Source organism: Streptomyces sp. SID5785 (assembly GCF_009870065.1).
Taxonomy (GTDB): Bacteria; Actinomycetota; Actinomycetes; order Streptomycetales; family Streptomycetaceae; genus Streptomyces.
On sequence record NZ_WWIA01000807.1, the window covers coordinates 1 to 19,978 of the forward strand.

A 19,978-nucleotide genomic window follows, 5' to 3' on the forward strand; every position below is an offset into this window, starting at 1 on the left:
TCTCGCCGAACGTCCCGACCGACCCCCGAACAACCCCGACCGACAGCAGTCCATACACAGGAGAAACACCGTCATGAGCACACAGAAGGTCGTCATCATCACCGGCGCCTCCCAGGGCATCGGCGCGGGCCTCGTCGAGGCCTACCGCCGCCTCGGATACGCGGTCGTGGCCAACTCCCGTTCCATCAAGCCCAGCGACGACCCCAGCGTCATCGCCGTGGCCGGCGACATCGCCGACCCGGGCACCGCCGAGGCCCTCGTCTCCACCGCGCTGGAGCGCTTCGGCCGCATCGACTCCCTGGTCAACAACGCCGGGATCTTCACCGCCAAGCCCTTCACCGACTTCACCGCACAGGATTACCAGGACAACATCGACATCAACATCGGCGGGTTCTTCCACCTCACCCAGCGCGTCATCACCCGACTCCTCGAGCAGGGTGACGGCGGACACATCGTCAACGTCACCACCACACTGGTCGAGTCGGCCAACTCCGGCATCCCCTCCGTACTGGCCTCCGTCACTAAGGGCGGTCTGGCCGCCGCCACCAAGTCGCTGGCCATCGAGTACGCCGAGCGCGGCATCCGTGTCAACGCCGTCTCCCCCGGCTTCATCGACACCCCGATCCAGGGCGGTGCCAGCCCTGAGCAGCTCGCCCAGCTCCACCCCAACAAGCGGACCGGCACCGTCGACGACATCGCCAAGGGCGTCGTCTACCTCGAGCAGTCACCCCTGGTCACCGGCGAGTTCCTCCACATCGACGGCGGCCTCAGCGCCGGCCGCTGAACCTCTGCCCGCACAAGGAACAACCATGGCAAGCACACCCCGAGAGACACCCGACGAAGTGGTCCTCGCACAGGTCCTCGACGTCTGGAAGCACGGCATCGACGTCCACGACACCGCCGAGATCAGCTCGGTGTTCGCCGACGACGTCCTGTTCCAGGGCGGTAAGCCCTCCCCCACGCGGGGACGGGCGTCCGTGGCCGCCTATTACGACCCCGACCCCTTGATCGGAGTCGAGTACGAGCTCATCGACGCCCGCCGCTCCTCGGAGCATGTGATCGTCGGGTACTCCGCCGCCCACTTCGCGTTCCCAGACGGGGCCCCCACCGTCCACCGCCACCTGACGACGGTCCTCGAACGCACCGGCGACGACTGGCTCATCGGCCACTACCACGTGTCACTCGTCCCGGCCGCCCACTGAAGGAGAGATCCGCAGTGGCCAGCCCTCACGTGGTGGCCACTGCCCGGGCATCACTCCCTGCTGGACCGATGGGGCGAGGGCGGCAACGCCCACGACGGGATCCGATCGACGGAACTTGAACGACGGAACCCGATCGTCGGTCCAGCCGTCGTCCTGGGTGCCGCCATCGCCTCATCCGCCCGAATCGGGCCGCGCCGATCGGCCCCTGAACACCCCGACCGCAAACCGAGCCCCAGCCACGGGACACGCCCGGCTCGTGTCCCGATCCGATTCAACCCATCGTGAGGTACAACGTGGCCGTCCTTCCCGACCAGTTCCCCGTACTTGCCCTCGGCGGACCGACCGCGCTCTTCGAGTACGGCGGCCTGACCTTCCTGACCGACCCGACGTTCGATGCTCCGGGCGACTACCCGCGCGGTGACGGCCGGGTCCTGACCAAAACCTCGCCCTCCACCGTCCCCTCGACCGGGATCGGCACCATCGACGCGGTCCTGCTCTCACACGACGAGCACCCCGACAACCTCGACGCCTCGGGACGGAGCCTGCTCGCTGACGTGCCGCTGACCCTGACCACACCAGGAGGCAGCCAGCGCCTGAGCGGGCAACTCGGGACGAAGGTCAAAGGGTTGACCGACTGGGAGTCCTTCGAACTGCCCAGTCCCCAGACAGGCACGGTCACCGTGACGGGTGTGCCTGCGATCCACGGCCCGGGAACTCGTGCAGAAGTGGAGCCGGTCACGGGCCAGGTCGTCGGCTTCGTTCTCACGGGCAACGGCCTGCCCACCGTCTACATCAGCGGCGACAACGCATCCCTCACGGCGGTCAAGGAGGTCTTCGACCGCTTCGGCCCCGTCGACACCGCCATCCTCTTCGCCGGCGCTCCGCGCTTCCCCGCCCTCTTCGACAACCAGCTCATCGTGCTGGACAGCACGATGGCTGTCGAAGCCACCCGAATGCTGGACGCGCAGCGCGTGGTGCCCGTCCACTACGACGGATGGGCCCACTTCACGGAAGGGCGAGGCGAGTTGGAGCACGCCTTCGACGCCGCCGGACTGTCGGCCCGCCTGGACTGGGGAGGGCGCGCCTGAACGCCCGGCGCGCCGGGCGCGGTCGGGCCCGGGCACGGGCACGGCCCGGGACCGGCCCGGGACCGCCCCGATGCGGTGGCCGGTCAGGCGTTCCCGGGGTCGGGCGAGGTGACCCATTCGACGAACTGGACGATCACCCCGTTGGGGTCGGTGACCTGGAAGAGGCGTTCGCCCCACTGCTCCGTGCGCAGCGGCATGGTGATCTCGACGTTCTCGGTGCGCAGCCGCTTCTCCTCCTGAGCGATGTCGGTGGTGGTGAAGGCGAGGATCAGGCCGGAGGCGTGCTGGTCACGCTGGTCGGCCGGCAGCACCTCGGTGCCGCGAGCAAGCAGGACGATGTCCATCGCGGCGTCGTCGCGCGACAGGGAGGCGAACCCCTCGGCGGCGGCCTGCTCCACATAGCCGAGGTGTGTGGTGAAGAAGCGTTGTGACGCGGCGACATCATCGACGGTGAGCGAGACGGTGGACGCGGTGATCTGCAAGGTGGTTCCCCTCAGTGGGCTACTCGGGACATGGAGCGAGGAATGCCGGGCGCGGTCAGGTGAGTACCCCTGCGCGGCGCGGCGGATCGCAGGCGGGCGGGCGGGTGAACTCGCCGGTGGTGGTGCGGAGTCTGGGCGCGATTGTCACGCTCGGTCAGAGCAGGTCGTAACACGACGGGCGCGACCCGAAGGGCGACGGGAGCAGGATCCGAGCACCGGAACTTCCGCCCTTCCCTCGACGGCAAACTTATGACGGGTGTAAATTTAGGCCGAAGCACCTAAGGGTGTCAACGTAAACATACGACGAGGGTAAGATTTCCTCATGCCTACCGATGTCGCCTCGTCCGCACCCCCCGCCGGCCTGCGTGAATCCAAGAAGCAGGAGACGCGTCAGCTCATCTCCGACGTCGCCACCCGCCTGTTCCTCGCCCAGGGTTTCGAGCAGACCACCATCGCCGAGATCGCCACCGCCGCACGAGTGGCCAAGAAGACGGTCACCAACTACTTCCCTCGCAAGGAGGATCTGGCCCTGGACCACCAGGACGACTTCGTCGCCACGCTGGCCGAGACGGTGATCAGCCGCCGGAGCGGCGATTCGGCGCTGGCCGCCCTCCATCGGGCCTTCACCGAAGCAGCTGCGAACACCGACCCGGTCGCCGGGTTCTCCGGCTCCGACTTCGCCCGCATGGTATCCGGCAGTCCCGCCCTGTCCGCGCGACTGCGCGACCTGCACGACCTGCGAGAGGCCGCCCTGGCCGACGCCTTGGCCGACGCCACCGGCGCACCGCACGGCGACATCACCGCGCGCACCGCCGCCGCGCTCCTCGGCGCGGTACACCGCACCCTGTTCCACCGCATCCAGGAGCTCACCCTCACCGGCCAGGACAACTCCCGGATCGCCGCCACTGTCACCGCGGAGGCGAACGACGCCTTCGGTCTGCTGGCGCCGTCGCTCGCCGACTACGCCACAGCGTGATCCGGGCGGCAAACACGCGACGGGCATCGACAGGCGTCGACGGCAGACGACGTGCCCGCCGCGCGGTCCGGTCTCACTTCCGCCAGAACAGGTGGTGCGTCACACCGCTCGGGCTGGGCACGACGTCCTGGTGGAACCGGTCGAGCAGCTCGTCAGGGGAATCCCACAGCCGGGCCCCGGAACCGAGCTTCGTCGGTGCGACCGCCACGTGCAGCGTGTCGAGGAGGTCGGCCTCCAGGAACTGCCGGATGACCGTCGCCCCACCGCCGAGCCGGACGTCCTTGCCCCGCGCCGCCTCCTTCGCCTGTGCGAGCACCGCGGCAGGGTCGCCGTCGACGAAGTGGAACGTGGTGTCGGAGAGCGTGAACGACGGGCGCGTGTGGTGCGTCATGACGAAGACCGGCGTGTGGAACGGGGGCTCGTCACCCCACCAGCCCTGCCATTCGTGGTCCTGCCAGGGCCCGCGTTGCGGACCGAACTTGTTGCGGCCCATGATCTCGGCGCCGATGTTGCGGGCGTAGTCCCGTGTGAAGTAGTCGTCCAGACCACGGCTGCCCGGTGCGGCGCGGCTGATGGGCGGGTGATCGGTGGCAAAGGCCCAGGCGAGCAGGCTCCCCGGATCGGCATGCCCGAAGGGCTGCTCGAGGCTCTGCCCCTCGCCGGCGCCGAACCCGTCGCTCGAGACGGTGAAGTTCTGGACCCGCAGCAGCTGGCTCATGTCTCTCCCTGTGCTTCGCACTCTCCGGCCACACGACGCACGGTAGACCAGCCGCTCCCGCAAAACTCATCGGACGGACCGGAGCGTCACCCGGATCCGGAGGGCGGGGACGCCTGCTTCTCGGCGCCGCCACTGCCGCACCGGTGTGAGCCCCACCACAGCCCAAGTACCAGTAACTTAGGTAAGCCTAAGCTAAGTTATCGGTGAGTGCTCGTCCATCACACCGACCTCCAGGAGGCTGACGCAGCATGCCCTCAGCACGACGCACCTCACTCCGCGTACTGGCGACCGTCGTCGCTCTCGGCGCGGGCAGCACGCTCGCCCTGCACGGCGCCGCCGCCGCGGACGCCGCGTCGAGAGCCCGTCCCGTGGCGTCCGCACCGATCGCCAAGGGCCTCTACCAGTCGTCGTACTCGGAGCGGAACCACGCTCTGTGGGCCACGACCGCCGTGGGCCGCCCGCCGGTGACCACGTCCAGCCTCGTGAAGCTCGACCCCAGGACCCTCGAGGTCGAGGCCACGTACACGCCGCCCGTGACCGACGCGGCCACCGGCGCCGTGGAAGCCGTCTACGGAGTCGCCGTGGACGACGAGCACAACACGGTCTGGACGACGAACACCCGCAACGACTCGGTGGCGGTCTACAGCCAGAAGACCGGCAAACACCTCGCCACCCTCCCCGGTGTCGCCCACGCCCGTGAGGTCGTCGTGGACGACCTGCACAACACCGCCTGGGCGAGCGGCTTCGGAGACGGAAGCATCATCGGCTTCGACACCAAGACGTTCAAGGTGAAGAAGCGGGTCACCGTCCCGGACAGCGCACCCACCGGACTCGCCGTCAACCGTCTGACGGGCACGGTCTACGCCGCAGACCTCGACAACGACCGGATCATCGCCGTCTCCCCTCGTGCGGGGTCGCCCCGCCTCATCCCGACGGGCGACGGGCCCATCTCCGTCGCACTGTCGCGTTCCGGGCTGACCGCCTACACCGCCGACCAGGCGGGCGGCACCGTCTCCGAGGTCAACCTGCGCACAGGGAAGGTCACCGGGTCCGTCCCCACCGGCGCAGGTCCCCTCTCCGTCGCCGCCGACCCTCGCTCCGGCAGGGTCCTCGTGGCTAACCGCGACGCCGCCACGGTGAGCGTGGTCGACCCTCGGACGGACAAGGTCGTCAGGACCGTCCCCACCGGCCCCAACCCGAACCACGTGGAGATCGCCGACGGCTTCGCCTACGTCACGGAGAAGTCCGCCGCAGGCGCCGACGGCGAGGATGTCATCCGCCGCATCCCCACGCGCGGATAGTCGCCCCCGGGCGACCCACGACACTCACAGACCGGCCCCGTCCGCGCCACGGACGGGGCCGGTGCCGTCGTGCGCTCTGTGCTATCCAGGGGCGATGACGACCGATCCGCCCCCGTCCGGCAGGCCGTTCGACGCGGTGCTCTGCGATCTCGACAACGTGATCCGGTTCTACGACATGAGCCGCGTGAGCGAACTCGAGCGGCGGGCCGGACTGGCGGAGGGGACGACGGCGCGCGTCGCCTACGCGCCGGAGGTCGACCTGCCTCTGCTCCTCGGACGGATCACCACACAGGTGTGGACAGAGTCCATCGAGCACGGGCTGATGCGTGACGTCTCGCCGTCACAGGCCCGGGAGCTGGCGACGGCCTTCGCCCGCGCGCCGTTCCGGGTGGACGACGACGTGGTCGCGTTGCTGACCCGGGCCAGGGGTCACGTGCCGTTGGTGCTGGTCACCAATGCGACCCTGGACCTGGAGCGCGACCTCGAGTCGCTGGGACTGTCCGAACTCGCCGATCACGTGGTGAGCAGTGCCCGGGTCGGCGTGGCCAAGCCCGACCCCGCGATCTACGGGATCGCGGTCGAGCGGGCGGGAACGGTCGCCGCTCGATGCCTGTTCGTGGACGACCGGCGGGAGAACGTGGAGGCGGCGGCCGCGTTGGGAATGACCGGCGTGCACTACGGACATCCCGGAGACCTTCGCGAGGCGTTGTCCGCGGTGCTGAGCGACTGAGAGGACGGCCGGTCCTGTCGCTGGCGTCCCCCGGCACGCGGCCGTACACCGCCCGCCCGTCGGGACCGGTCAGCAGCGGGTGAAGTCGGTGCGCGCGGTCCGCTGCCAGGTCGGTGCCGGGTTCCACGGGGAGGTCCCGCCCTGGTCCACCGTGATCCCGCCTCGGTCCTGCGTTCCCGGGTGGAGGCCGGTCGCGCCGTCGCCGGCCGACTGTTCGAGACGCAGACGCTGCTTCCCCGCGGCGTCGGCCCGGGTGGCCGTTCCGCCCTCGACGAAGGACTGGCTGCTCATCCTCACCGGTCCCGTGCGGTCGGAGGTGAGGTCGTGGGACAGGGGTCCGTAGTGCACTTCGTGGACCGCCAAGGCGTCGTTGGGCATGTCGCCGTCGTCCGGCTGGGAGCGGAACAGTGCCATGTCGAGCCGGTGGTCGCCGTCCCAGTCGCCGAACACGGCACGGACCTGGAGGCCGGAGTGCAGGACGTCCTTCGTGCGCTGCCACCGGCTCAGCGCGTCCTTGGGCACGGCCGTGTCGCCGTCGGCGAACCGCACCGTGTAACGGCCCCGCCCCCAGGCGCCGTCGACCGTGTCGGTCCGTCCGTCGCCGTCGATGTCGGCGCGCACGGTGTTCTCGTCGCTCACGCAGATGCGCTGCGGGTCAGCGCCGTAGGGTCCCTGAGGGCGCGTCACGTGGTCGTAGGCGAAGGCGACGCAGAACACGGCGATCACGGCGACTCCGGTCCGCGCCGCCGTGCGGAGCCGACGGTCGCGCCGTGTGCGCGCTCGCGGCAGATCCTCGGTCACGGTGCGGCGGTCCGGTGGGGCGGGCTGAGTCATTTTCCGACCCTACGCAGCAGAGATAACGGTCGAGGAACGCGCCGGTCCGCGACATGTCTCAAGCGCGGGTGGCGCCGGTGACGGGCGCTGTGGCCACGCGCGGGCCGGTCCGCGTCCGCGCTCAGGAGCGGGGCCAGGGGTTGCCCGTGAGGCGCTCGATGCTGGCGTTGAAGCGGCGGAGGTAGTCCGCGAAGGCCTCGACCTCGCCGGCCGGCCAGTCCTCGAAGACGCGGTCGAGGTGTCCGACCTGTGTCTCGCGCTGTTCGGCGAGCTTGCGGTTCCCTCGCCCCGTCAGCCGGAACTTGCGGGCCATGCCGCCCTCGGGGTCGGCGATCCGCTCGAGCAGGCCGGCCCGCACGGCCTGGGCCGTCTGCCGGTTGAGGGTGGAGGCGTCGAGCTGGAACGCCTCGCTGAGCTGTCCGATCGACATCGGGCCCTCGATCTGGATGCGGCTCAGCAGGATGTAGGTGCTGCGCTCCATGGCGCCTGCCTCGCGATGCGCGGTCATGTTCATCTGATGCCGTCCGAGGACCATGTGCTCGAACTCCACCAGGTGTGACGGCCTGCCCATGGCGCCTCCTCGCTGTACCCGTCCTCAAGGTGCAACCTACACGATGTGTGGTGGATGCATATCGTGTGTACGATGCACATCGCTGACCTGAAGAGATTTCGAGGAGTCACCTATGGAAGCCCCACCGCACAGCACCCGGACCGGACCGGTCGTCGCCGTCCTGGCGCTCGCCGGAACCGTCGCCGCGATCATGCAGACCCTGGTGACTCCGCTCATCGCCGAACTGCCCCAGATCCTCGGCACGTCGTCGTCGAACGCCGCCTGGGTGATCACCGTGACGCTGCTGGTCGCCGGTGTCTGCGTCCCGGTGACCGGCCGCCTCGGCGACCTCGTCGGCAAGCGGCGCATGATGCTCGTGTGCACGGTGCCCCTCGTCATCGGCTCGGTGATATGCGCCCTGTCCACGTCCGTCGTCCCGATGATCATCGGTCGCGGTCTGCAGGGCATGGGGATGGGCATGGTCCCGCTCGGGATCGCCCTGCTGCGTGATGTCGTCCCGGCCGAGCGGCTCAGCAGCTCCATCGCGCTGGTCAGCGCCTCCATGGGTATCGGTGGCGCGATCGGCCTGCCGCTGGCCGCCGCGGTCGCGCAGTACGCCGACTGGCAGGTGCTGTTCTGGGGCTCGGCCGGTCTGGCGCTGGTCATCGGCGCGCTGATCTTCGCGATCGTGCCGGACGTGCCGGCCGGGGCCAAGGGGCAGCGCTTCGACGTGCCCGGCTCGCTCGGTCTCGCCGTCGGCCTGGTCGCGATGCTCCTCGCGATCTCCAAGGGCGCCGACTGGGGCTGGGGTTCCGCGACCACGCTGGGTCTGTTCGCGCTGGCCGTCGTGGCGCTGGCGGCCTGGGGGTTCTGGGAGCTGCGCACGCGCGACCCGCTGATCGACCTGCGGACCACCGCGCGCCCCCGCGTCCTGATCACGAACCTCGCGTCCATCCTCGTCGGCGTCGGCATGTACGCGTTCATGCTGATCGCGCCGCAGGTCCTGCAGTTCCCGGAGGCCACCGGCTTCGGCCTGGGGCAGTCCATGCTCGCGGCCGGTCTGTGGATCGCACCCGGCGGCATCATGATGATGATCATCTCGCCGCTCAGCGGAAAGCTGATCAACTCCCGGGGCCCCAAGACCGCCCTCGTCCTCGGCGCCGTCGTGATCGCCCTCGGCTACGCTGCCGCCCTGCCCCTCATGGGATCCGCCTGGGGCGTCATGGTGGCGGGCATCATCATCAACAGCGGTGTCGCACTGGCCTACGGATCCATGCCGGCGCTCATCATGAGTTCGGTCCCGCTGAGCGAGACCGCCGCCGCGAACGGCTTCAACGCCCTCATGCGCTCGCTCGGCACCACGATCGGTTCCGCGGTGATCGGGGTCATCCTGGCCCAGATGACCGTGAACCTGGGCGGCCACACCATCGCCTCCGAGGACGGATTCCGCACCGGCCTCCTGATCGGCTGCGGTGTCGCGCTGCTTTCCGCGGTCGTCGCCCTGTTCATCCCGGCACTGCGCAAGGCCGACGCCGACGAGGGCGGGGAACTGCAGCCTGCGGGCACCGACCCGGCACCGGCCCGCGCCTGAGCGCCGCTCCCCCGCCGACAGCCGCGGGAATCGGTCCCGGCCAGGCGCACAGGCCGGGACCGAGGTGTCCGCGCTCAGCCCTGCCGCGGGCGTGGCGCGCGCCGCGGAGTACCGTCCGACCCCGATGTGATCATGTTTCAGGGCCGCGCCGATGACGTCATCGCTTCGTCACTGCGCTTCCCCCGGCTCCACCGGATCAGGCAGGCTCAAGATCGACCAAGAGCACAGTGCGGCAGGTCCCACCGACCGGCCGCAGATCCGCACCAGCGACCGGGGGAACCACCTATGCTCCGCAGCCACCGCAGGACCGTCCTCGCCGCCGCCGCTCTGGCGGCCACGACCCTGCTGCTGACGGGATGTCAGGACGGCGCCGACGCACGCGACTCCGCGCGTCCGGAGTCCCCGTCGGCAACGGCCTCGTCCGCCGCAGCCGGCGCCGACGGGTCATCCGACAGCACCGGCAGCCCGGACTCCGGGGCGCAGCCGGGCGACGGCTCGGGCAGCGGGGCGAAGGGCACGGGCGTGACCGGCACGTGGTTCGGGAACGTCTCGTACCTCGCCCCCGGCAAGTACACCGTCAGCGACATGAAGGGCACCGAGCAGGCGTTCTTCACCTCGACCGACACCGACATCGAGGGAGCCGGTGTGATCTGCGGTGACGCCGACGGCCAGGCCGCGACCCGGTGCGACGAGGACCAGCTCGCGGCCGCGTCGAAGAAGGGCGTCTCCGCGACCGTCAAGCTCAAGAACGGCATCGCGGTCAGCATCGTCGAGGACCACGCGGGCGGCGGCGGCAGCGACGACGGCCCGAACACCGGCAAGGTGAACGGCACCCGGTCCGGCGAGCTCGGCTACCTGGCGCCGGGCAAGTACACCCTGAAGGACAGCGACGGAGCCACGACGTCGTTCTACAGCGCCACCGCCACGACCATCAACGGTGACGGCTGGATCTGCGGCGAGGCCGGCGGCGACCTCACCCGCTGCACCGAGGGCGACCTCGAGGCCGCGGCAAAGAAGGGCGGCGTCCGTGTGGTCGTCGAGCTCGACAACGGCGCCGCCGTCACCATCGACGAGGAGCACAACTGAGCCCGACGGGGTCAACGCGTCGCGGTCCGGGCCTCCTCCTGTTCGTCGAAGGCCTCGCGGGCGCGCTCGATGGCGCGCATGTTGTGTGAGGTCCAGGCCAGCAGCACGTCGACGGGATGCCGCAGGGTCTTGCCGAGCGGCGTGATCCGGTACTGGACCGCCACGGGGCGGGTTGACATGACCCGGCGCTCGATCACGCCGTTGCGTTCCAGGCGCCGGAGCGTCGCCGTCAGCGACTTCTGTGTGACCTGAGGAATGGCTCGGCGCAGTTCGTTGAAGCGGCACGGGCGCTCGCACAGTTCGCTGAGGACGCCGAGCGACCACTTGTCGAGGATCTGGTCGAGCAGCTCGCGGTGCGGGGCGTCGATACGGACGTCGTCGGCGGTGTCCATGGCGAAACCTGGTTTCGTTGAAGTGTCCTTCTGCCTCTAGGTAGCTTCACGATACCGAGGACGCAGAGCCAAGGAGACAGGCCCATGACTGTTCAGCACTTCACCCCGCCCGGCATGCTCCAGCCGGTCCCCTACCATCACGTCGCCGTGGGAACCGGCACGAGGCACGTGTACGTCAGCGGTCAGGTCGCACGCCGGGCCGACGGGACCCCTGTCGCTCCCGGCGATCTCGCCGGGCAGGTGGCCCAGGCGTTGCGCAACACGGGCATCGGCCTGGCGGGCGCGGGCGCGACGTTCTCGGACGTACTGCGCCTGACCTTCTACGTGACCCGGTGGGCACCCGAGAAGATCGGCGACTTCATGGCCGGGGTCGAGGCCGTCGCCGAGGAGATCGGGCTCCCGACGCCGCTGCCGCCGTCCTCTCTCATCGGCGTCGACCACCTCTTCGCACCGGATGTCCTCGTCGAGGTCGAGGCGACAGCACTCCTGCCCTGACTCCCGACGAACGGACGGGCGAGGAGCGGAGGGACGGCGGCGGGCGCCTGGGCGCGGCAGGGCCAGAGGGTCGCGCGTCACGAGACCGATCCGTACGGCCCGAGGAAGCGCGGCGCTCCCTCGTCGATCCGGTAGAGGTAGAGCCCTGTCTCGTAGCGCACTTGGTGGGTCTTGTAGAAGGAGAGCCGTCGTGTGATGCCCTGGTAGTCGCTCTCGAGCATCCGCTGCGCGATGCCCGCGCGGACGTCGTCACTGGCGCTGGTGGACCCGGCTGCCGCGGCGATCAGTCCCACCGCGTCGTAGGCCTCTGCGGCCCAGGTGGCGGGTGCGGTGCCGAAACGCCGGTGGTGCTCCGTGGTGAAGGCCCGCGCGGCGGGCAGCTCCGCCGGGTCGGCGTACGGCTCGGCGAAGACCCAGCCGTCGGCCGCCTCTTCTGCGTCGCGGAGGAAGCCGGGAGCGAGCGCCGGGCCGGTGGCCAGGCCCGTGCCGGTGAATCCGGCGCTGCGCAGGGCGCGGGCGCATCGGGCGCCCCGGGACGGGGACGCTCCGGCGTAGACGACCGAGGCCGCCCGGTCGTTGACCGCGGCGCGGGCCACGGGTGCGAAGGTGTCCGTGTCGGCCGGGACGGTGTGCACGGTGACCTCGGTGCCCTCGATCGGGACGTCCTTGATGGCGTTCGTGATCGCCCAGGCGGCGTCGGGGGTCGCACGGTCCTCGACGATGACGACGCGTGCGGAGCGTCGCACGTGGGCGAGGTAGTGGATCAGGGCGGTGGGCAGGGAGCTGTCGGACGGTCGGATCACGCACAGGGACTCGGTGGCGGACCGGTCGGCGGTGGTGGATCCGGCTGCGACCACGACCTGGGCGAGGTCGGCCTTCTCGTAGCGGTCGACGACTGCCCCGGGGACGACGTCCCCGGTGGGGCCGATCACGGCGAGCAGTCCGTCGGCGGTGGCCAGTCGATCGGCGACGGAGAGGGCCCGCGTGGCGTCGCCGCCGTCGTCCTCTGTGCGCAGGGCGAGCGCGAACAGCTTGTTCTTCCGGGAGTTGTGCCGGTCGACGGCGAGTCGGACGCCGCGTTGATGGGCGCGGCCGACGGTCCGGCCGGGTCCGGTGAGGTCCGCGTGCAGGCCGATCGTGTAGGTGGGGACGGGGCGTTGGGTCGCGGTGCCGGCGGTGTCACGGCGGCTCAGCCAGGCAGCCGCGCCACCGGCGACGAGCACCCCGCCGACGGCCCCCGCGGTGAGCAGCCGGCGGCGGGAGAGGCCCGAGGTACCTGGGGTGCCCGAGGTGCCCGAGGTTCCGGCGGTGCCTGAGGTTCCGGTGGTGTCGACCGTGGTCGGCGGGTCCGGGTCCGGGAGCGCGAGGACGGCGGCGGAGCGTTCGGCGACCGCGGCGCGCAGGCCGGGCAGGTCCCATCGGTTGTCGTCGGAGGTCAGCTGCCGTGTGACGTGCTCGGCGGCGGGCCGCTCGGCCGGGTCCTTGCTGAGGCAGGCCGTGACCAGGGGCAGCAGTTGGGCCGGGAGGCCCGTCAGGTCGGGCTCTTCGTGCACGGTCCGGAAGAGGACCGCGGCGGCGGTGCCGTCGCCGAACGGGCGTCGCCCGGTGGCGGCGTGGACGAGGACGCAGCCGAGTGAGAAGACGTCGCAGGAGGGGCCCAGCGGCCCGGCCGATGCCTGTTCCGGAGCGAGATAGCCCGGGGTGCCGATCACCGCGTCGGTGGCGGTGAGCGCGGTCGCGCCCTGGTGGCGGGCGATGCCGAAGTCGATCAGCCGGGGGCCGTCCAGGGCGAGGAGCACGTTCGCGGGTTTGACGTCGCGGTGGATCAGGCCCGCCTCGTGCAGGGCGGCGAGGGCGGCGGAGAGCCGGCAGCCGAGCGTCCTGACCGCTTCCGGCGGCAGTGGCCCCTGGCGCTGGACGGTCTCGGCCAGCGACGGGCCGGGGACGAAGGCGGTGGCGAGCCAGGGTTCGTCGGCCTCGGTGTCCGCGTCGAGGACGGGGACGGCCCACGCGCCGGTGACCCGGCTCGCGGCCTGCGCCTCGCGTCGGAACCGGGCCCGGTAGCCGGGGTCGGCGGCGCTCTGCGCGCGGATCACCTTGACCGCGGCGAGCGTTCCGCCCGGTGTGCGGGCCAGGTACACGACGCCCATTCCGCCGGCGCCGATGCGGGCGAGGGTGCGGTAGCCGCCGATGGAGCGCGGGTCGTCGGGGACCAGGGGGCGCACGGCCGCTCACGCCGTGTTCTTCGGCGCGGCGCCGAGGTACTGGTATCGCCCGTTCCGGACGCCGTAGAGGTGGGCGTCGGCGCCCTTGAGGCGGTGGTTCTTGTCGAAGGAGTAGGTCCGGGACACGCCGCGGAACGAGGAGGCGCCGATCTTCGTCACGAGTGCGGACCGGGCCGGGCGGCGTGGATGCGTCTGACCGGCGGTGAGTGAGGTGAGGGCCGCGGTCACGAGGCGCGCGGCGTCGTACGCCTCGGCGGCCCAGTGGGCGGGGTCGCTGCCGTAGGCGGACCGGTGGGCCGCGGTGAACTCCTTGGCGGCGGGCGCCGCCGGGTCGGTGTAGGGGGCGGTGAACTCCCAGGATTCGGCGGCCTTTCCTGCCCCTTCGAGGAAGGACGGTGTCATGGCCGGGTGCATGGCCATGCGGGGGCCGTCGAAGGACGTGGCGGCCAGGGCACGTGCGGCGCGTACGGCGCCGGCCGCGTCACCCGCGTAGAAGATGGCGTCACTGTCGTGCGCGAGCATGTCCTGTACGACGGATGCGAGGTCCCGGGTGCCGGCCGGGACCACCCTCGGGTAGGTCGTCCCGGTGGTGCGCTGCGTCGTCTGAAGGTTCGTCAGGTAGCCCACCTGGTAAGCGGACGAGCCGCCTGCGCGGTCCAGCAGCACCCCGAGCCGTTCGACGTCGGGGCGCAGCACCAGCCGGTTGATGATCGGCTCGGACAGCGCGGCGTCCGAGGGGGACGCCTGGAAGAAGGACTTCTGCGAGCGGGCCGCGTAGGCGATCTGGAGCGAGGAGACCGTGAGGAGCGGCAGCATCGCCTCGCTGCAGGCGCTGATGGCGGCCTCGGTGGCCGCGTCGCCGGTGGGTCCCACGACGGCCAGGACGTCCGTGTCCCGGGCGAACTGTTCGGCGACGCGCGCCGCGCGCGTGGCGTCGCCTCGGTCGTCGCGTGCCTTGACCACCAGGGTGAAGGGGCGGTCGGGGCGCGCGTTGAAGCGCTTGACGGCCAGTCGCACGCCGCGCTCCTGGGCCCGGCCGACGGCGCTCTGCGGACCCGACAGGTCCGCCTGTACGCCGATGGCCCAGGCCGGCTCCTCCGGCGCGCCCGAGCCTTCGGAGCCGTCGTCGCCCAGGAGTTCGCGTACGGCGAAGGCACCGCCCACGGCGACCACGGCGGCGGCCCCGGCTCCCGCGAGCAGCAGTCGGCGGCGTCCCGGGCGGGGCGGCGGCGCGGCCGGGTCGTCGGCAGCCGTGGGATCGATGCCGGGCAGGTCGAGCAGGGCTGCAGAACGGTCGGCGATCAATGCGACGACGTCGTCCGGCAGCCAGTCGACGGTGCGGTCCGGGACGTCCTCGGTGATCAGGCGGTCGAGTTCGGCCGCCGTGGGCCGCTGCCCGGGGGTCTTGTCCAGCATCCCGCCCAGGAGCGAGCGAAGGTCGGGGTCGTCGATCCCGTCGAGGTCCGGTGCATCGTGCACGGTCCGGTACAGGAGCGCCTGGGGCGCTCCGCTGCCGAACGGCGGCCGTCCGGTCGCGGCGTACGCCAGCAGGCACCCCAGGGAGAAGACATCGCTGGACGGCCCGGCATCGGCGTGTCCGGAAGCCTGTTCCGGCGACAGGAAGCCGGGCGTGCCCACGACGAGGCCGGGGCCGGTGAGGGCCGTGGCGTCGGCGGAACGGGCGATCCCGAAGTCGATCAGGCGCGGACCGTCGGCCGTGAGCAGGACGTTGCCGGGCTTGACGTCGCGATGGACGAGGCCTGCCGCGTGCACGGCGGCCAGCGCGCGGGCCAGGAGACGGCCGAGCACCCGGACGCTGCGGGCCGGCCACGGGCCGCACCGGGCGACGGCTTCGGACAGGGCGGGGCCGGGCGCGAACTCCGTGGCCAGCCAGGGCCGTTCGCTCTCCGTCTCGGCGCCGGTGACTGTCACCGCCCATCGGTTGTCGACACGGCGGGCCGCCTCCACCTCGCGGCGGAACCGGAGCCGGAAGTCCTCGTCCTCGGCGAATTCCGGCAGGATCACCTTGATCGCCGCCAGGGCGCCGCCGTCGGTGCGCCCGAGGTAGACGACTCCCATGCCGCCGGCGCCGAGGCGCCCGAGCAGCCGGTGTCCGCCGATGCGTGCGGGATCGGTGGAGCGCAACTGGTCCATCACGGTCTGCGCCGCCTCAGCTCTTCTTCTCGGTTACCGATGCGAGCCGCACCAGCATGGCGGCCTGGGCCCGGGTGGTGAGCTCGTCGAGTTCCGCCTCACTCCGGCCCTTGGCCCCCTTGCCGGTCACCGCCACGGTGACCTGCAGACTCTGCGCCTGCTGCCAGGAGTACGGGTAGGTGCCGCCCAGTTCCGCACTCTGGAAGCTGCCGGACTCGACCAGGGAGTCCTCGGAGTTGTGCTGTCCGCTCTCGCCCTGGGCCAGGGACGCGGAGAACAAGGACCCGATCAGCTCGCCCTGGCGGAGCTGCTGCGTGGGACAGCGCATGGTCTCCTCCAGGGACTCCGCCATCTCCCACCGGGCATCCTCGCGGGTGCGGTGCACGGTGACGACGGCGGAGAGCCGGACCGGTCCCTTGCCGGAGGCGGCGGGCACCTCGAAGGAGCGCGTGCGCGTGGCCAGCACGCTCTTCGCGGGCTTCTGCTGCTGCCAGACGCAGTCGGCGTCGAGGACCGGCCAGGTGGCCGGGTCGCTCTCGTACGGACGGCGCTTGACGACGCCGGGACCGAAGGAGTCGGCGTCTGCGATGACCCGGTCGATGAGGTCCACGGCCGCGGCCCGGGTGGTGGGCAGGCGGGCCGGATCGGCGCCGGTCGAGCCGGTGCCCTCGTCCTCGGTGGCCCGAGGACTCGGACTGTGGGAGGTGGCGCTTCCCCTGTTCGCCGCCGGTCCCGGCGCATCGGTACCCGAACACGCCACGAGTGTGAGCGGGACCAGCACCGCGATCCCATGTTTGAGCCCTGGCCTCGTCCACGCCACGTACAGCCACCCCCGCCGTCTCCGACTCCCCGTCGATCCTATGGATCACAGCCGGACCGGGACAGGTCTGGTCTCCCTTTTGTGATCTGCCGGGGCGGCGGACTGCCCCGCACGACAGGGACGGAGGCGGCCGAGCGCGTGCCCACACCGATGCTGCTGCCGGTGCCGGGCGCGCAGTTTGGGCGAGGCGCGGGCGGCCGAGCGCAACCTGCGACTCGTCACCGACGCGCGCCGGCACGCGGGCATCGACTACTTCCCGGTCGCGGGCCGCTCCGTACAGCGGTTTGTCGTGGGTGTCCGGCTGACCGACCGGAAGGCGCTGCTGGGCGCCCTGCGCGAGCTGTACGCGGGCACCGCCCTGTACGTGGCCGAGCCGACGTCCGGCAACTGGCGCGGCCGGACATCGGAGCGAGGGAGGCGGGGCCGTTGGCGTCTCGGACTCGGACCGTTCGCACGGTGCGGGAGGTGAACCGTGCGCTTGCCGTTCCTCTCTCGCTCGGCGCACCGAAGCCCACCAGCTCCCCCCGCACGGATGACGGCGGATGGTTGGATGGCGTCATGTTGAACGCACAGCGAATCGGGACGGTGTCAAGGGAGTTCGAGGTCGGTGAGGACGGCCGGGCTCTGACCACCTTCGTGCAGTCGAGGTGGCGGACGTCAGGTCACTTCGAGCTCGACGGTCAGGGGTACGAAATCCGGGCCAGAGGCTTCGCGGGCAGGTACGAGCTGCTGTCCGCCGGCGGCACCGTGGTGGCTGCCGCGGACCACGTCGGCCGGCGTCACTGGAGTGTGCGGGCCGACGGGCGGGAGTACCGGTTCCACCGGGAGTCGCTCGGCGGTCGTGCCGTGTCCATGGTCGACAGCGACGACCGGGTGATCGGGTCGGTCACCGCCGGGCGGCGCGGTCAGGTGTCCGCCGACCTGCCCGGCATGGAGCTCCGGCTGCGCGTGTTCGTCGTCGGCGCCATGCTGCTGCAGCTGCGCCGGAAGAGGGCAGCGGCCGCGTCGGCGGCCTCGTCCGGCGGCTGACGCGGACGCAGAGGTTCCCGCGGGCGGGGAGCTCTGCCAGGTCCGGCGTGACCGCACAGCGCAGCTAGGTGACGGCGTCGGTGGTGGTGATGGCCGACAGGAACGCGGCTGCTGCCGGTGAGCGTCGCTGTCCGTTCCACGCGAGCCGTTCCTCGCGCACCGGGCCGTCCTGCAGTTCCACCGCCGCCAGGCCGTGGAGTCGCGGAGCGAGTCGTGACGGCAGCAGTGTGATGCCGAGGCCGCAGCGGACCAGGCCTGCGATGAACGTCAGGTCGTTGGCCTCGAACTCCACCGTGCGCCGCAAGCCCGCCGCGGCGAACGCCTCCTCCGCCTGGGCCCGCGCCGCGAGTCCCGCCGGAAAGTCCACGAAGGGCTCACCCGCGATCCGTTCGAGCGGCACGGGCCCGGCTCCCGGGGCGGCCAGCGGATGGTCCGGTGCCACGAAGGCCACGTGCCGGTCGACGGCGAGCGTGCGGGTGTCGAGCCCGGCCGCGGTGTCCGCCCGGAACGACGGCGGTACGCCGAGGAGGCCCAGGTCGAGCCGTCCGTCGCGCACGTGCCGGACCAGCGTGTCGCTGTTGCCGTGGATCAGCTTCATCGTGACCTGCGGATATCGGTCGTGGTAGCTCCGCATGAGGCTGGGCACGTCGACGGCGGTGATCGTCGCGATCGCGCCGATCGACAGGGTCCCCCTGACCTCCCCGGTCACCGCGGCGACCTCGGCCTGCGCCCGTTCGGTGGCCGCCAGCGCCTGGCGCGCCGCGGGCAGGAACGCCTCGCCTGCGGCGGTCAGCCGCACGCGGCGGCTGTTCCGTTCGAAGAGACGGGCTCCGAGTTCCTTCTCCAGCTTGGCGATCTGGTGGCTGAGCGCCGACTGCACCACCAGGCAGCGTTCGGCGGCCCGTGTGAAGCCCCCGGTCTCGGCGACGGCGACGACGTAGCGCAGTTGTTGCAGCTCCATGCGATCCATCGTGCAGCACGATCGATCGCATGACAAAGATGTGTTGGACTCATCATCCCTGGTCGGAGCAGGCTGTCGGCCATGACACAGACGGGACTTCACCACCTCTCCGGCGCCGCGCTCGCGGACGAGCGCACGACTCCGCGCCGGAGCCTGCTGCTCCTGATGGCCGTCGCCACCGGGCTGTCATGTGCGGGCAACTACGTCGCACAGCCGCTGCTCGACCTCGTCGCCCACGACCTCGGTCTCGGGGGCGCCTCGGCCGGGCTGGTCGTCACCGCGGCCCAGGCCGGTTACGCGCTCGGACTGATGCTGCTCATCCCTCTCGGCGACGTCCTCGACCGGCGCCGCCTCGCGGTGACCCTGTTCTCGGCCACCGCCGCCCTCCTGGCGGTGTCGGCCGTCGCCCCGAGCGGACCGGTCCTGCTGGTGAGCACGGTGCTGACCGGCGTGACCTCGGTGGGCGCCCAGGTCCTCGTCGCGCACGCCGCCGCCCTCGCCGGTGCCGCCACGCGCGGGCGCGCCGTCGCCACCGTCATGGCAGGCGTCCTGCTCGGCGGCCTCCTGGCCCGCACCGCGGCGGGCGGCCTCGCCGGGCTCGGCTCCTGGCGCACCCCGTACGCCGTCCTCGCCGTCCTCATGGCCGGTGCCGCCGTGACCCTGCACCGCGTCCTGCCCCGCCTGGCCGTCACGGCGGATCTGGCCTACGGGGCACTGCTGCGCTCCACCCTGGCCCTGCTGCGCGACGAACCCGCGCTGCGCCGGCGGGCCCTGCTCGGCGCCCTGTCCTTCGCCTCGTACAGCGTCCAGCTCACCTCTCTCACCTTCCTGCTGGCCCGCGCGCCGTACGGCTGGTCGACGGCCGGCATCGGCCTGTTCAGCCTGATCGGCGCGGTGGGTGTACTGACCATGACGTTCGCCGCCCGGCTCGGCGACCGCGGCCACGTACAGAAGGTCACCGGCAGCGCCACCGTCCTGCTGCTCACCGGCTGGCTGCTCCTGACGGCGGGCGCGCACCACCTCGTCTGGCTCGCAGCAGGTGTCGTCGCGCTCAACATCGGCCAGCAGGCCGTCCTCAACACCAGCCAGCAGGTTATCTACGCCCTGCGGCCCGAGGCCCGCAACCGCATGAACTCCGCTTTCTCCACCGTCTTCTTCCTCGGTGGCGCCCTCGGCTCCGCCCTCGCGACCCTCGTGTGGGCCATGGCCGGCTGGACCGGTGCGTCGATCGCCGGCACGGCCCTCGCCGCGGCCACCGTCCTCGTGTGGCTGCACGAACGTTCCCGATGACCGCCTCTACCCCTTCGGACAGTCGAGGATTCTCCATGGACATCACCGTGTTCA

21 protein-coding genes are annotated in these 19,978 nt (G+C 71.4%); 12 read left to right on the forward strand and 9 right to left on the reverse strand.

What is annotated here, in order from left to right; genetic code table 11:
* Window positions 1–73 precede the first annotated feature (73 nt).
* The 3 genes from GTW43_RS26235 (at window position 74) to GTW43_RS26245 (ending at window position 2,290) form a co-directional block, all read left to right on the forward strand.
* Entirely contained in the window at window positions 74–784 is a 711-nt protein-coding gene (locus GTW43_RS26235) for an SDR family oxidoreductase (protein WP_161304455.1), read from the forward strand.
* 25 nt (window positions 785–809) lie between these two features.
* On the forward strand, window positions 810–1,202 hold the full coding sequence (locus GTW43_RS26240) for a nuclear transport factor 2 family protein (protein ID WP_161304456.1): 393 nt from the start codon (window positions 810–812) through the stop codon (window positions 1,200–1,202).
* A gap of 281 nt (window positions 1,203–1,483) precedes the next feature.
* Window positions 1,484–2,290: an MBL fold metallo-hydrolase gene (locus tag GTW43_RS26245; protein ID WP_343246120.1), complete on the forward strand. Its 807-nt coding sequence runs from the start codon at window positions 1,484–1,486 to the stop codon at window positions 2,288–2,290.
* A gap of 83 nt (window positions 2,291–2,373) precedes the next feature.
* Here GTW43_RS26245 and GTW43_RS26250 read toward each other — a convergent pair whose 3' ends face one another.
* Complete coding sequence (locus GTW43_RS26250; RefSeq protein WP_161304457.1) at window positions 2,374–2,772, reverse strand: VOC family protein; 399 nt, start codon at window positions 2,770–2,772, stop codon at window positions 2,374–2,376.
* Window positions 2,773–3,094: 322 nt separating this feature from the next.
* On the opposite strand from GTW43_RS26250, the gene GTW43_RS26255 reads away from it, so the two are divergent.
* Entirely contained in the window at window positions 3,095–3,748 is a 654-nt protein-coding gene (locus tag GTW43_RS26255; protein WP_161304458.1) for a TetR family transcriptional regulator, read from the forward strand.
* A gap of 73 nt (window positions 3,749–3,821) precedes the next feature.
* Here the strand turns inward: GTW43_RS26255 and GTW43_RS26260 are convergent, their stop codons facing one another.
* Entirely contained in the window at window positions 3,822–4,466 is a 645-nt protein-coding gene (locus tag GTW43_RS26260) for a dihydrofolate reductase family protein (RefSeq protein ID WP_161304459.1), read from the reverse strand.
* 248 nt (window positions 4,467–4,714) lie between these two features.
* On the opposite strand from GTW43_RS26260, the gene GTW43_RS26265 reads away from it, so the two are divergent.
* Both GTW43_RS26265 and GTW43_RS26270 read left to right on the forward strand, forming a co-directional pair.
* Window positions 4,715–5,767, forward strand: coding sequence for a YncE family protein (locus GTW43_RS26265; protein ID WP_161303929.1), 1,053 nt, complete (start codon window positions 4,715–4,717; stop codon window positions 5,765–5,767).
* Between the two features lie 94 nt (window positions 5,768–5,861).
* Window positions 5,862–6,497 carry an HAD-IA family hydrolase gene (locus tag GTW43_RS26270; RefSeq protein WP_161303928.1) on the forward strand — a complete coding sequence of 212 codons (636 nt, stop codon included), beginning with the start codon at window positions 5,862–5,864 and terminating at the stop codon, window positions 6,495–6,497.
* 69 nt (window positions 6,498–6,566) lie between these two features.
* On the opposite strand, the gene GTW43_RS26275 is transcribed toward GTW43_RS26270, so the two are convergent.
* Both GTW43_RS26275 and GTW43_RS26280 read right to left on the reverse strand, forming a co-directional pair.
* Entirely contained in the window at window positions 6,567–7,331 is a 765-nt protein-coding gene (locus GTW43_RS26275; protein WP_161303927.1) for a hypothetical protein, read from the reverse strand.
* Between the two features lie 121 nt (window positions 7,332–7,452).
* Window positions 7,453–7,902, reverse strand: a complete 450-nt coding sequence (locus GTW43_RS26280) for a MarR family transcriptional regulator (protein WP_161303926.1) — start codon at window positions 7,900–7,902, stop codon at window positions 7,453–7,455.
* Window positions 7,903–8,014: 112 nt separating this feature from the next.
* Here GTW43_RS26280 and GTW43_RS26285 point away from each other — a divergent pair, with 112 nt between their 5' ends.
* The gene (locus GTW43_RS26285; RefSeq protein WP_161303925.1) at window positions 8,015–9,472 is read left to right on the forward strand and encodes an MFS transporter; all 1,458 of its coding nucleotides are present in this window, start codon (window positions 8,015–8,017) and stop codon (window positions 9,470–9,472) included.
* A gap of 285 nt (window positions 9,473–9,757) precedes the next feature.
* Window positions 9,758–10,558: a hypothetical protein gene (locus GTW43_RS26290; protein ID WP_161303924.1), complete on the forward strand. Its 801-nt coding sequence runs from the start codon at window positions 9,758–9,760 to the stop codon at window positions 10,556–10,558.
* 11 nt (window positions 10,559–10,569) lie between these two features.
* Here GTW43_RS26290 and GTW43_RS26295 read toward each other — a convergent pair whose 3' ends face one another.
* A complete protein-coding gene (locus GTW43_RS26295) occupies window positions 10,570–10,950 on the reverse strand; it encodes a helix-turn-helix domain-containing protein (protein WP_161303923.1) in 381 nt (126 codons plus the stop codon).
* A gap of 84 nt (window positions 10,951–11,034) precedes the next feature.
* On the opposite strand from GTW43_RS26295, the gene GTW43_RS26300 reads away from it, so the two are divergent.
* Window positions 11,035–11,445 (forward strand): RidA family protein, encoded by a 411-nt coding sequence (locus tag GTW43_RS26300; protein WP_161303922.1) that lies wholly within the window; start codon window positions 11,035–11,037, stop codon window positions 11,443–11,445.
* 77 nt (window positions 11,446–11,522) lie between these two features.
* Here GTW43_RS26300 and GTW43_RS26305 read toward each other — a convergent pair whose 3' ends face one another.
* Genes GTW43_RS26305 through GTW43_RS26315 form a run of 3 tightly spaced genes read right to left on the reverse strand, consistent with a single transcriptional unit; the run spans window position 11,523 to window position 16,584 of the window.
* Window positions 11,523–13,670, reverse strand: a complete 2,148-nt coding sequence (locus tag GTW43_RS26305) for a bifunctional serine/threonine-protein kinase/ABC transporter substrate-binding protein (RefSeq protein WP_161303921.1) — start codon at window positions 13,668–13,670, stop codon at window positions 11,523–11,525.
* A 6-nt stretch (window positions 13,671–13,676) separates the two neighbouring features.
* On the reverse strand, window positions 13,677–15,824 hold the full coding sequence (locus GTW43_RS26310) for a bifunctional serine/threonine-protein kinase/ABC transporter substrate-binding protein (protein WP_161303930.1): 2,148 nt from the start codon (window positions 15,822–15,824) through the stop codon (window positions 13,677–13,679).
* Between the two features lie 16 nt (window positions 15,825–15,840).
* Window positions 15,841–16,584 carry a hypothetical protein gene (locus tag GTW43_RS26315; RefSeq protein ID WP_161303920.1) on the reverse strand — a complete coding sequence of 248 codons (744 nt, stop codon included), beginning with the start codon at window positions 16,582–16,584 and terminating at the stop codon, window positions 15,841–15,843.
* A 238-nt stretch (window positions 16,585–16,822) separates the two neighbouring features.
* Here GTW43_RS26315 and GTW43_RS26320 point away from each other — a divergent pair, with 238 nt between their 5' ends.
* Together GTW43_RS26320 and GTW43_RS26325 are read left to right on the forward strand one after the other, a co-directional pair.
* Window positions 16,823–17,113, forward strand: a complete 291-nt coding sequence (locus GTW43_RS26320) for a hypothetical protein (protein ID WP_237536768.1) — start codon at window positions 16,823–16,825, stop codon at window positions 17,111–17,113.
* 116 nt (window positions 17,114–17,229) lie between these two features.
* Window positions 17,230–17,673 (forward strand): hypothetical protein, encoded by a 444-nt coding sequence (locus GTW43_RS26325; protein WP_161303919.1) that lies wholly within the window; start codon window positions 17,230–17,232, stop codon window positions 17,671–17,673.
* 64 nt (window positions 17,674–17,737) lie between these two features.
* Here the strand turns inward: GTW43_RS26325 and GTW43_RS26330 are convergent, their stop codons facing one another.
* Complete coding sequence (locus GTW43_RS26330; RefSeq protein WP_161303918.1) at window positions 17,738–18,634, reverse strand: LysR family transcriptional regulator; 897 nt, start codon at window positions 18,632–18,634, stop codon at window positions 17,738–17,740.
* A gap of 81 nt (window positions 18,635–18,715) precedes the next feature.
* On the opposite strand from GTW43_RS26330, the gene GTW43_RS26335 reads away from it, so the two are divergent.
* Complete coding sequence (locus GTW43_RS26335) at window positions 18,716–19,924, forward strand: MFS transporter (RefSeq protein ID WP_161304460.1); 1,209 nt, start codon at window positions 18,716–18,718, stop codon at window positions 19,922–19,924.
* Window positions 19,925–19,978: the final 54 nt, after the last annotated feature.

What these genes read in the sequence shown, in the direction of transcription:
- GTW43_RS26290 (WP_161303924.1), top strand. Translation starts at nt 9,758, where the DNA reads ATGCTCCGCAGCCACCGCAGGACCGTCCTCGCCGCCGCCGCTCTGGCG.
- GTW43_RS26235 (WP_161304455.1), top strand. Translation starts at nt 74, where the DNA reads ATGAGCACACAGAAGGTCGTCATCATCACCGGCGCCTCCCAGGGCATC.
- GTW43_RS26265 (WP_161303929.1), top strand. Translation starts at nt 4,715, where the DNA reads ATGCCCTCAGCACGACGCACCTCACTCCGCGTACTGGCGACCGTCGTC.
- GTW43_RS26335 (WP_161304460.1), top strand. Translation starts at nt 18,716, where the DNA reads ATGACACAGACGGGACTTCACCACCTCTCCGGCGCCGCGCTCGCGGAC.
- GTW43_RS26275 (WP_161303927.1), bottom strand. Translation starts at nt 7,331, where the DNA reads ATGACTCAGCCCGCCCCACCGGACCGCCGCACCGTGACCGAGGATCTG.
- GTW43_RS26260 (WP_161304459.1), bottom strand. Translation starts at nt 4,466, where the DNA reads ATGAGCCAGCTGCTGCGGGTCCAGAACTTCACCGTCTCGAGCGACGGG.
- GTW43_RS26295 (WP_161303923.1), bottom strand. Translation starts at nt 10,950, where the DNA reads ATGGACACCGCCGACGACGTCCGTATCGACGCCCCGCACCGCGAGCTG.
- GTW43_RS26255 (WP_161304458.1), top strand. Translation starts at nt 3,095, where the DNA reads ATGCCTACCGATGTCGCCTCGTCCGCACCCCCCGCCGGCCTGCGTGAA.
- GTW43_RS26300 (WP_161303922.1), top strand. Translation starts at nt 11,035, where the DNA reads ATGACTGTTCAGCACTTCACCCCGCCCGGCATGCTCCAGCCGGTCCCC.
- GTW43_RS26330 (WP_161303918.1), bottom strand. Translation starts at nt 18,634, where the DNA reads ATGGAGCTGCAACAACTGCGCTACGTCGTCGCCGTCGCCGAGACCGGG.
- GTW43_RS26285 (WP_161303925.1), top strand. Translation starts at nt 8,015, where the DNA reads ATGGAAGCCCCACCGCACAGCACCCGGACCGGACCGGTCGTCGCCGTC.
- GTW43_RS26310 (WP_161303930.1), bottom strand. Translation starts at nt 15,824, where the DNA reads ATGGACCAGTTGCGCTCCACCGATCCCGCACGCATCGGCGGACACCGG.
- GTW43_RS26240 (WP_161304456.1), top strand. Translation starts at nt 810, where the DNA reads ATGGCAAGCACACCCCGAGAGACACCCGACGAAGTGGTCCTCGCACAG.
- GTW43_RS26280 (WP_161303926.1), bottom strand. Translation starts at nt 7,902, where the DNA reads ATGGGCAGGCCGTCACACCTGGTGGAGTTCGAGCACATGGTCCTCGGA.
- GTW43_RS26270 (WP_161303928.1), top strand. Translation starts at nt 5,862, where the DNA reads ATGACGACCGATCCGCCCCCGTCCGGCAGGCCGTTCGACGCGGTGCTC.